This window comes from Bacillus sp. OTU530, assembly GCF_038440375.1.
The window spans coordinates 1-11,275 of record NZ_JASATP010000091.1; the positions used below are offsets into that span (position 1 = coordinate 1).

Annotated in this window: 8 protein-coding genes and 3 pseudogenes; 5 read left to right on the forward strand and 6 right to left on the reverse strand. The window is 38.4% G+C overall.

Going from position 1 to position 11,275, the window contains the following annotated elements:
* From AAHB12_RS30300 to AAHB12_RS30310, 3 genes and pseudogenes are all read left to right on the forward strand, one after another.
* Positions 1-228, forward strand: a pseudogene (locus AAHB12_RS30300) (xylose isomerase); the annotation flags it as partial.
* A gap of 413 nt (positions 229-641) precedes the next feature.
* Positions 642-779, forward strand: a complete 138-nt coding sequence (locus tag AAHB12_RS30305; protein ID WP_342048800.1) for a hypothetical protein — start codon at positions 642-644, stop codon at positions 777-779.
* 110 nt (positions 780-889) lie between these two features.
* On the forward strand, positions 890-2,005 hold the full coding sequence (locus AAHB12_RS30310) for a GerAB/ArcD/ProY family transporter (RefSeq protein WP_342048801.1): 1,116 nt from the start codon (positions 890-892) through the stop codon (positions 2,003-2,005).
* A gap of 114 nt (positions 2,006-2,119) precedes the next feature.
* On the opposite strand, the gene AAHB12_RS30315 is transcribed toward AAHB12_RS30310, so the two are convergent.
* Both AAHB12_RS30315 and AAHB12_RS30320 read right to left on the reverse strand, forming a co-directional pair.
* A complete protein-coding gene (locus AAHB12_RS30315) occupies positions 2,120-3,286 on the reverse strand; it encodes a Ger(x)C family spore germination protein (protein ID WP_342048802.1) in 1,167 nt (388 codons plus the stop codon).
* 2 nt (positions 3,287-3,288) lie between these two features.
* Positions 3,289-4,899 carry a spore germination protein gene (locus AAHB12_RS30320; RefSeq protein WP_342048803.1) on the reverse strand — a complete coding sequence of 537 codons (1,611 nt, stop codon included), beginning with the start codon at positions 4,897-4,899 and terminating at the stop codon, positions 3,289-3,291.
* A 140-nt stretch (positions 4,900-5,039) separates the two neighbouring features.
* On the opposite strand from AAHB12_RS30320, the pseudogene AAHB12_RS30325 reads away from it, so the two are divergent.
* A pseudogene (locus AAHB12_RS30325) lies at positions 5,040-5,238 on the forward strand (IS5/IS1182 family transposase); the annotation flags it as partial.
* Between the two features lie 312 nt (positions 5,239-5,550).
* Here AAHB12_RS30325 and AAHB12_RS30330 read toward each other — a convergent pair.
* The 4 genes from AAHB12_RS30330 to AAHB12_RS30345 all read right to left on the reverse strand — a co-directional run bounded on the left by AAHB12_RS30330 (position 5,551) and on the right by AAHB12_RS30345 (position 10,441).
* Complete coding sequence (locus tag AAHB12_RS30330; RefSeq protein ID WP_342048805.1) at positions 5,551-6,648, reverse strand: Gfo/Idh/MocA family protein; 1,098 nt, start codon at positions 6,646-6,648, stop codon at positions 5,551-5,553.
* 22 nt (positions 6,649-6,670) lie between these two features.
* Positions 6,671-7,408, reverse strand: a complete 738-nt coding sequence (locus AAHB12_RS30335) for a ThuA domain-containing protein (RefSeq protein WP_342048806.1) — start codon at positions 7,406-7,408, stop codon at positions 6,671-6,673.
* 20 nt (positions 7,409-7,428) lie between these two features.
* Positions 7,429-8,589 carry a Gfo/Idh/MocA family protein gene (locus AAHB12_RS30340; protein WP_342048807.1) on the reverse strand — a complete coding sequence of 387 codons (1,161 nt, stop codon included), beginning with the start codon at positions 8,587-8,589 and terminating at the stop codon, positions 7,429-7,431.
* A gap of 676 nt (positions 8,590-9,265) precedes the next feature.
* The gene (locus tag AAHB12_RS30345) at positions 9,266-10,441 is read right to left on the reverse strand and encodes an ROK family transcriptional regulator (protein WP_342048808.1); all 1,176 of its coding nucleotides are present in this window, start codon (positions 10,439-10,441) and stop codon (positions 9,266-9,268) included.
* 251 nt (positions 10,442-10,692) lie between these two features.
* Between AAHB12_RS30345 and AAHB12_RS30350 the strand changes: the two are divergent.
* Positions 10,693-11,275: pseudogene (locus AAHB12_RS30350) on the forward strand (xylose isomerase); the annotation flags it as partial.

An 11,275-nucleotide genomic window follows, 5' to 3' on the forward strand; every position in this document is an offset into this window, starting at 1 on the left:
AATAAACTCCTTGAGGATAGAGTATTAGAGGATGTAATCGCTGACAGATACAGCAGCTTCACAGAAGGCATTGGCTTAGAGATTGTGGAAGGCAGAGCGGATTTCCACAAGCTGGAGCAATATGCATTAAGCCTTGGAGAAATCAAGAACAAATCCGGCCGTCAGGAACGTTTAAAAGCAGTGGTCAATCAGTACCTATTAGAAACATTATCGACTGTGACTGTATAAGAGAAACAAACAGTTCGATAAATAAGAAATATGCCGTTATGGTGTTTTGTTCCAGTATATTTTCAGGCTGTCGAGAAAGTTTTCTCCACAGCCTGTTTTTGTGTCTGAACACTTTTTTCATCTTTTCTATCAACACTAATAGAAAAGATGAAAAAGGAGAGATCTCTGATGATGGGAGCGTTAAAACATCATCGAGATGAGCGTGTAACGGTATTGTAGATAGGCAATGAAGGAATTTGAAAAACTCATTCATTTGAGGATGTATACAGGCTGAAAAAGGAAGCAGCCTTAAATCGTGAAAAACAGCAGCATGACAAACAACAAGAGAAACCAAAGCGAACCAGTTTTAAGCTGTTTTCCAGAAATCGTAAAGAGCAGGAAATAGAACGTTAATGGAAAAGGAGAATGTTTATATGAGAGTTTTAATTGCTGAAAAACCGTCCCAGGCACAAGCATATGCAAGTGCCTTAGGGAATAGAAAACGTCATGACGATTATATAGAAGTAGGTGATTTGGCTGAGCATTTAGCTAAATCAATATCGCTAGTTTAGTCAACATTCTTTTTGTCCAAAATGAATAATAATGCTTACAACTAAATAAATGTAAATCACCTTAATTAAAACATCATCTCTATACTATAACTTAAGGCGGTTATATAAGTATGGTTTATATCACTAGAGTACAATTATTTTTTCTAATAATGTTATTTGAGATTGGGAGTACTACCCTTTTCGCACTTGGGATAAAAGCAAAGCAGGATGCCTGGATTGTTGTTTTAATTGCCTCATGTATCGGATCAGGCCTTGTATGGGTATTTACACAATTCCCAAAACTTTATCCTAATAAGAATTTTTCAGATATTCTGGATGGTACAATAGGAAGAAAATTAGCTATCCCTTTACTTTTTATTTACAGCGCTTATTTCCTGAGTGGTGCCAGTTTTAATTTTTATGAATTTGGCGAATTGATTAAAGCGACTGCTTTACCTTTGACACCTCGTATTGTTATTCTTTATTTATTTATCATTGTTACCGCTTATATACTTACTTTAGGCTTTGAGGTTCTGGCAAGAATGGCTGAAATCTTATTGCCAGTCTTTATTATTTTTCTTATTTTCATTTATATTATTACAATGTTTTCGGGTCATTTTAATATAAGGGCCTTACTTCCCGTTTTGGGAAATGGCTTAAAACCGGTTTTAGGAAAAACCTTAGTAGAAGTTGTCACTTTTCCCTTTAGTGAGTTGGTCGTTTTTATCATGTTTTGGCACTTTGTTAGAAAGCAGGAACAAATAAGGAAAGTCTCCTTGTTTGCTATAGCCTTGTCTACATTTTTTATCATCTTTTCTTTAATCGTTCTAATTTCCATGTTGGGACCAGAGTTAACAGCGAATTCTGCGCTTCCTTTACTTCATGTCCTATTAGCGATTAATATCGCTGACATCATAACGAATGTAGACTTATTAGCCATATTAGTCATTTTTATCGGTGGATTTTTCAAAATGAGTCTGCACTTTTACGGCGCTGTCCTTGCCGTTACTTGGATATTTAGAATCAAAGATCCAAAATGGGTGATCGTTATTCTGGGCCCCATCTTTCCTATTTACAATATTTTTCGTTTTGATAGTATGATCTACCATAGATGGCTTGGCTCCGAAGTTCATTGGTTTGTTATGGTAATGATTAACCTTATGACTGTACTATTATTAATTGTTATTTTTTTAAAGCATAAAAGTGAAACTTCCAAACAAAGGAGAGAGCGCGATGTTAATTCTTGATATAATAAAGAAGGCCGATATGTTATCAAGCATAATATTAATTGGCTCTTTCCTATTTATTATCATCTTTCTCCTACTGATTGCTTATCATACTGCTGTACTTCTATTCAAACGTTAATATCTGGGTTGGAAGGGCCCTCGCATCAACCCAGTAGTCTTTACTGAAAAGTTAACATTTACTGTATATGGAACTTCAGTAAATCGTTCCTTCCAATCCTTTTTTACTTTATTCCATGTTTTTGGATCTTCTTGGTTTAAGGCGTTGCCAAAACCCAAAATATCAGACTTAAGCTTTTTTTGCGCCTTCTCCATTGCCATTTGTATTTCTTTTTCTATTATTTTCTTCATTTTCCCTTCTATTTTCCTCGAATAATCAAGCCTTTCTGTTTGGCTTTCAAATGTAGCAATTGATTGCTGTTCAGCGATAATTCCTTCACCGTTGACACTAATGGTAAAAGATATTTCATCTCCTTTTATTGTTGGCTTTATTTTAGACTTTACGTTTTTCACTTCAACTGTGTCAAACCGTTCTTCATTTACTGGTGAGGGTACTGATATAGCTGCCGTTTTTACTTCTCCTTTGCCCCAACGGTAACCTCTTGTTTCTTTTTCATTTAAATATCCAACTAATTTATCCTTGTTAAAAACACCTCCACCTGATATTTTTACATGTTTTTTTGAAAATCTGTCTTTTTCAAATTCCAACACACCAACTACTGGAGTAATTCCGCTTGCTAACGTCTGTTTGTAAAAATTGAGAAGATCTATTTTTGCTGCATTAAACTGTATGTCCGTATGATTAACTAAATTCCGTAAATGGATAGCAGGTAAGATTGTTGCCGCATTTGTGCTTGAGGCTAATATCTCACTTGCTTTGGCATTTTTTACAATACAAATGTACACATATTCCCTGAATTCTTTTCCTCGTTGAAAAGCGTCAAGAATCGGTAAAATCCCTTCTTTTGCCAATTCCTCACTAATCAGGATTATCTTATTGTGTCCATAAAAAACCTTGCGATCAAATATCAGATTTACTTTCCTTATGGCTTCAAATATCGTTTTTCCATTTGTAACGACCTCTTCAAATGGACGAGTAGTACTATTAGATTGAGCACTAAAGGATGCTGGTCTTAGCATGAGCGATGAAAAGATATAATTACCTGTGTCAGCATCCTTATCAATTGCAACCCCTACAGCGATTCCCAGCTCCTTTAATTCAGTTCTGTCCCAACATCCGGATAATATGGCAAGGCAAGTTAACAATAACAGCCCCTTTTTCAACCTTAATCCTCTCCTTTGCTAGTTATTGGGCTCGTTGGTTTGTTATTATTACCTTCTCTTCTGGATGCCTTCCGCGTGATCGATTGAGGCCGAGATTTAAACAGCCATAATGGGAGACGAATAATAGAATCCTTCCATTCACTCCAGATAATGGGTGCCTGCGGAGTTAAATAGGGAGTACCGTAAGAACTAAGTGAACACAAGTGCCCTAATAAAACCAGAAATCCCATTAATATGCCAAATAATCCAAATGTGCCTGCCAAGAAAAGCAGAAATATCCGAGATAATATAACTGCATCTATAAAGGCTGCAACAACAAATTCACAAATCCCGGTAATGGCAATGACGATGACCATTGGGGTACTGACCAAACCAGCTTGCACTGCTGCTTCTCCAACAACTAGTGCACCTACAATACTAATTGCCGATCCTACTGGTTTAGGCATCCTGACTCCCGCCTCTTTTATCAGGTGAAAGGCAATGCTCATAATGAGTGCCTCAATGAATATAGGAAATGGTACACGCTCCTCCGCTGCAGCCATTGTTGCCAGCAAAAGTGAAGGCACCATCTCTTGATGGTAGGTGGTAAGTGCAACATAAAAAGGCGGTGTGGCAATGGAAATAAATAGAGCTAATAAACGCAGTAATCTCATAAATGAAGCAAAAACTGGCCGAGAATAATAATCTTCCTCAACTTGTACACCCTCAATAAAAAGAAAGGGTATAGTTAATACAAAAGGTGTTCCATCGCAGATGACGGCCACTCTTCCCTCTAATAATTTGGCAGCAATTTTATTGGGCTTTTCGCTACTTCCAATAGTAGGAAATAGTGAAAAAGGACTATCTTCAATAAATTGTTCAATATAACCAGATTCTAATATTGCATCCGTATCGATTCGTTGTAGTCGTTTCCTTACTTCCTCGACAACCTTAGTATTTGCTATCCCTTCTATATAGCCAATTCGGATATTGGTTTTTGTTTGTTTACCAATCTTCATATCCTCAAATATTAAATTCGGGTTTTGAATTTTTCTGCGAATTAACATGGTATTTACCTTTAAAACTTCATTAAATCCATCGCGTGGCCCTCTTACATTGGATTCCGTTTCAGGCTCTTCCACACTTCTTGATTCAAAACCTTGGGTACTTACTGATATTGCAATATTAAATCCATTGATGAAAAGAACCGTTTCTCCAGATAAAACACTTTCTACCACTTTATCCATCTTCTTAAGTTCCTGAACAGTTGTCGCTGTTAAGATCCTTTTCTTTATGATTGTTAGCAAACTCTCTTCACTCGAACAATCATTTGCAAAATTCGGCTCCATTAACGGTTTCAAGATATGGGTATTTATATAGTTTTCATTCACCATACCGTCTAAAAAACAAATAAATACTTTTTTTGACTCATGAAAAAAAACTTCAAATTCCTTAAAAAGGACATCATCTGTCTTGCCAAAGACTTCCTTTAATGAGGATAAGTTATCAACTATGCATTTTGCAACGTCACTACTATCCTTTACAAATTGGTTACTTATTTTAGAAAACTTTTTCTTGGACCGTCTCTTCTTATAGAAAATCCTTAGCATATGTATTCCTCTTTCACCTCTCAAATTGATAATTACTGTTACTATTTGTAAAATAAAAAAAAAGATTCCTTTTCCCGCTAGCCTCCCTCAATAAAGAGTTTTTGTGTCTGAACACTTTTCATCTGTCAACACTGATAGAAAAGATGAAAAAGGAGTGCTGTCTTATGATGGGAGCATTAAAAAATCATCGAGATGAGCGTGTCACGGTATCTGTAGAAGAATTGATTCCGCAGGATTAATTTTTGCGTGCAGTAAGTAACCATTGAACTTGATTTTATAGAGGAAAAGCCATGTCCGTATTACTGTAAGGCTAATAATCGTCTTTCTCTTTATCCTATTACGCTGTTTAAGGGGATCTTTATGGATTGCCTCAAGCAGAACGTGCCGTTTTGCAGAAGTATGTGCCAAAAGTTTGGTTAGAAGAAACAGAAACCAGAGAAGCAGTTATTACTTCTTATAAGAGGCAAAAGGTCATCTCAGAGGCTTTGTCCATTAAAAGAAGTGTGAGCTCTCCCTATTTTCCCTATGAGAGGCTTGTTGAACGGCGCTGTATTTCGCTTCCTAGGAAGAAGATACAGAATCCCCCACCTTCGTTCGACCAACAATCCCCTTGTGGGAAAGGAGCGGTAGCGAGTAGATGGGGGAGTTCAATCATATCCAAATAGTAGAAATTTCTTAGATACTCGTTGGTTGTTTCAGAGACAAAGATTGAGGTCTCTCACAGGTACTTTCCATTATGTAATGCTTTCCATTATCTGAGGAATTATGGAAGCCATGCATTGCTTCTAAAACATGGTAAGCTAGATTGCCATTTGCGCGATGCTCACTTCCACTGAGGATAGCTTGGGCCATATCTGCTACACCAAGGCCCCTGCTGTTTTGTGAATAGCCATAAGATAGAGACACATTTACAAATTCTTTTTCGTCACGTTTTCTGATGCGGACAGGTCCTCCAAACGTATTTGGATCAGGAACTAACAATGTACCTTCACTGCCGTATATTTCAATAGGAGGCAGTGATGTTCCACCAAAAGCGTCAAAGCTTGTTGTAATAGTTCCAATTGCACCAGATGCAAAGTCTATGGTACCTGAGATATGAGTTGGGGTTGCGACTTGTATTTTAGTACCAGCTTTTGGTTCGCTAGTGACTGTTCTTTCTGGATAACTAATGCGAGTTGATCCAGAAATTCGTTTAATTGGCCCTAATAGAGACACCAAGGCTGTTAAATAATAAGGTCCCATATCAAACATTGGGCCGCCTCCAATATCATAATAGAATGCAGGGTCCGGATGCCAATGCTCATGGCCGCGGGTAATCATGAAAGCAGATGCCCCAATGGGAACGCCGATTTCACCTTGTTCAATGAGATGAATTGCTGTTTGGATACCCGCACCTAAGAAGGTGTCAGGCGCACTGCCAACTAAGAGGTTTTGCTTCTTGGCCGTTTCTAAAATTTGTTGTCCTTCCTCACGTGTAACTGCAAGAGGTTTTTCCGTATAGACATGCTTACCCGCTTCAAGTGCTTGAATACAAACAGCTGCGTGGGCCTTTGGAATCGTTAAATTAATAACTAATTCAATGTCAGGGTCTGTAAGGAGTTCCTGTACTGAATAGGCTTTAGGAATACCGTATTTTGCAGCTTGAGCTTGTGCGCGTTGTTCATCTAAGTCTGCACATGCAACAAGATCGAGATGATCGAATTTTTGACAATTTTCCATATAGATTGAACTGATATTTCCACATCCAACAATACCAATTTTAAGTTTTTTCATATTGGCTCCCTCGTTATATAATTTATTGACTATCTCCCATACCTGAATATACAGTGTGATTTCCGTTATCAGATGTCCCCGCCAATGTTTTAGCTCGTTTCTTTCCCTCGGAAGCCCACAAAAAGCCACGGCGCATGATAAGTGAAACCTCTGGCATTGCCACGATATTAGCTTGATGCCCTAATGAATTATAGAACACATTTCCCAGACCCCAGCGTTTTGTCCATACGACAGGCATATCAACTGCTTTATTCGTAGCATGGGGACCATCAACAACTGGGAAGCGTGTGGTCGCGAGTACCTCTACTGCAGGATCGACATGAAGATAATACTGCTCACTGACAACTTTAAAATCAGAAAAGCCTTCTAATAGCTGACTTGTGGAATGCTTGATATTAATCATGTACTCCACGCCATCATTACCTGGGTGTGCTACCCAATTTCCGCCGGTCATAAATTGCCAGTCAACGTTGTTCCGGAATGAGTCGCACATTCCGCCGTGGCATCCGGCTAAGCCGACACCGTTCATAACAGCTTCAGATATATTCAATACGTATTTTTTTTCAATTTCCCCCATTGTCCAGTGCGGAACGATTAAATCTAATGATTTCAGCTTTTCAACATCTGCATAGGAGTCAAGTGAATTTGAAACTTCTACATGAAAGTTTTCTTCCTCAAGAATTCCTTTAAAGATTTGTGCTACTTGCTCTGGTTCGTGACCATCCCAGCCGCCCCAAACGATCATTGCATGTTTTTTCATTTATGAAACACTCCTTTTATTTACATGTCTGAAACCTTAATCCATTGACGTTCTTCAATTGATAAATCAACAGCTTCTAATACTTCTTGACATTTCACGCCATCACGGAAGTTTGGAACAGGCTGGCGGTCTTCGCGGAACGCTGCCATTAACTCGACAACCTCATGAATAAAGGTATGCTCATAACCGATTGTATGTCCTGGCGGCCACCATGCTTCAGCAAAAGCATGGGCAGGATCCGTCGCAAGTACGCGACGGAATCCTTGCACATCAGCCCTGTCATCAGTGAAATAGACCTGCAATTCATTCATTCGTTCAAAGTCGAAAATCACGCTGCCCTTACTGCCGTTAATTTCAAAGGAATTTGTGCAGCGATGACCAGAGGCAAAACGGGTAGCTTCAAAGCTTCCTAAAGCACCGTTAGCAAATCGGGCTAAAAATAATGTAGCATCGTCTACAGTGACTTCGCCTTTTTCTGCATTATCACTAACGATTGCTGATAGGCCTGCCATATTAGTAGGAAGAGGTCTTTCTTTGATGAACGTATCACTCATTCCAATAACCTCAGTAATGTCACCAATGAGATAATGAGCCATGTCAATGAGGTGGGCGCCTAAGTCCCCATGGGATCCTGAACCTGCAATATCCTTCTGAAGCCTCCATGCAAGAGGGAAATTTGGATCAATGAGCCAATCCTGCAAAAACCAGGCACGAAAATGGTAGATATCACCTAATCTACCTTCTTCAATTAGCTTTTTGGCTAACATCACAGCAGGAGCAAACCGATAGTTAAAACCGACCATATGTTTAACCCCAGCAGCTTCAACAGCTTCAAGCATTTCTCTCGCGTCCTTTAATGTAAGCGCTAACGGTTTTTCGCAAAAAACGTGCTTGCCTGCTTGAACTGCGGCAATAGTTATTTCTTTATGTACATCACTAGGTGCATTAATATCAATTAAATCAATATCGTCCCTGTCTAAAAGGCCTCTCCAGTCAGTTGTGTATTCCTTCCAACCGAATTGTTTCGCTGCTTCAGCAACACCTTCGGGGTTGCGTCCACAGATGACCTTCATTTCAGGGTGAATACTTTTTGGGAAAAAGAGCGGAAGATCACGATAGGCATGACTGTGTGCTTTACCCATAAATTTGTAGCCAACCATTCCAATTTTAATAGTCTCCATATGTTTATAATTCCTCCCATTTTCACGCCTTGAAATCGCATACATTATATAGTGAAATTACAACAGCGCAAACTTGATTTGTATAGTGTATGAACTAAGTTACTGATAGAAGAAACTCAGCTGTTTAAGGTTGTTTTTTATCCATTTTAAAAAAAATATTTTTTGAAAGGATTTTCTTGAATGGTTAATTAAACCTCCTTTTTTATAGTTTTCTAGCTAGGGGATATAGAGAAAGTGCTTTCAATTTACTTTGAAAAACTTGTGTAACTATAGTATCCTAGCTCGAGTTTATTATAACAGCACCAAGTTCGTTTGTGCACAGAACTAACTAAGTTTTTTGGATTTTTTCTAGATTGAATTAATTTACAACCCCTTCAGCCCTTACATACAAAAGGTTTTTAGATACAAAAAAGGAGTACCCCCTCAGATTCTTGTATAATTATTGAGGATGAATGGCTGTGTGGCTTACTCATCATGCTGCAGTATTGAAGGTCAAAAGTTTGGCTAACGAACTCACTGGTTACTTCAAAATTAAGCTGAATTTTTCACAACAGATAAAGAATCCCTTTCACTAGGTCAAGATAAAGAGAAACGTCGTAAATAAAGCCTGCGGTTGAATTTCATAGTAGGCTTTATTTACGATCATTATCGCCATTAATCAAAAAATACATCCAACCTACTGCATTTGGAGTTTTGACTTCAGGAAATTTTCGGTTGAAAAAGCTGCAACTCCCAAAGCAGAAGAAGGAAGGGATAAATCTGAAAAATCAATCTTAATGTCCGTTTGGTGGAACGGCAATGTGAATCTGCCAATAATGTCCCGAACTTGCGGTTCAATCCATTGTCTTGCTGCTGCCAGGCGATTTCCAATGATAATTTGCTGGGGATTAAATGCATGAATGATATTAATGATTCCCAAGCCTAGGTTTTTGCCGACCTCTTCCAACAGTTGAATGGCTGCTTGCCCCTCACTTTGTGCAAGTAATAGTATTTCGCCTAAATTGACATCATTTGTTATTCCCAAGTTCATTTCATTTGCTTTTGATAGCAGGGATTGTTCAGAAGCATATAGTTCCCAACAGCCTTTATTTCCACAGCGGCACTGCATTCCGTTTTTGTCAATTGTCATGTGCCCGAACTCACCCGAATACCCATTAATTCCTTTATATAATTCCCCATTAATAATAATACCTGTTCCAATCCCGATTCCTGCACTTACATAAATGAGATCATCAAAGGGTTGTCCGATTCCAAATTTTTTCTCTCCGTAAGCACCGGCGTTTGCCTCATTTTCAACAATAACAGGTACATTGAACATGTTTTCAAGCTCTGCTGTTAGTGAAACGTTTTTCCAACCTAGATTAGGGGCAAGCAAAATATCTCCTTCTTTGTTCACAACTCCCGGTGCACCAATTCCAATTCCGACGATTCCATAGGGAGAGGGAGGGACAGCATCGATTAAAGAAGAAATAATACTTTTCACACGATTAAGGGTATCTTCAAAGGATACATTTATATACTTTTCATTTTTGGTAATCACAATGTTTCCGTGGAGATCAGTTAAGACTCCGAGAATGTAGTTGACACCAAGATCAATTCCAACAGAATAGCCAGCACCTTGGTTAAACAAAAGCATTACTGGACGTCTGCCCCCGCTGGATTCGCCTGGGCCAGATTCATAAATTAACTGTTCCTCCAGCAGTTCTGCTACTAATGACGATACCGTTCCTTTGTTTAAACCGCATTTTTGCGCAATATCAGCACGTGAAATAGGGGAATGATTCATAATCAAATTGAATACAACTGATTTATTTTCTTTTTTTACTAACTGCTGATTCCAGGTCGTTTGCATAATAGTTTCCGTTCCCTTCTTTTACAATAGACTTACATTTATTATAGCGATTTTACTCTCCGGAATAAATTTTAATTATAATAAACTTTGTTTATCCAGTGGACAAACAAAGTTTGCGGTGATATAATCAATTCATAAGTTGTACAGCTGAAGGAAAATTGGTATATAGTTGTTTTATTTTTAGTTTGTTGTAAGCGATAACAACAAACTGTGAATTTGTAACATGAAAACCAAAGAGGAGGAAGTTTCAGATGGCTTATTTCCAAAATATTAACCAAATTCAGTTTGAAGGTCCAGCATCAAAAAATCCACTTTCATTTAAGTATTACAACCCGGAAGAAAAAATAAACGGCAAAACAATGGAAGAAATTCTGCGCTTTTCTGTTGCGTATTGGCATACATTCGCTGCTGATGGAACAGATCCATTCGGTGCAGGAACGATGATTCGTCCTTGGGATCATTATAAGGGCTTAGATTTAGCAAAAGCGCGTGTGGAAGCGGCATTTGAATTGTTTGAAAAGCTAAATGTACCTTTCTTCTGCTTCCATGATTCCGATATCGCGCCTGAAGGAAATACGCTAAAGGAAACATATGACGCGCTTGATCCGATCGTTGCGATGATTAAAGATTATATGAAAACAAGCAAAACAAAATTGCTTTGGAATACAGTGAATGCGTTTACGCACCCACGATACGTTCATGGCGCAGCAACCTCCAATAACGCAGATGTATTTGCCTATGCTGCTGCGAAAGTGAAAAAGGGTCTTGAAATCGGAAAAGAGCTTGGGGCAGAAAACTATGTATTCTGGGGCGGCCGTGAAGGTTATGAAACAT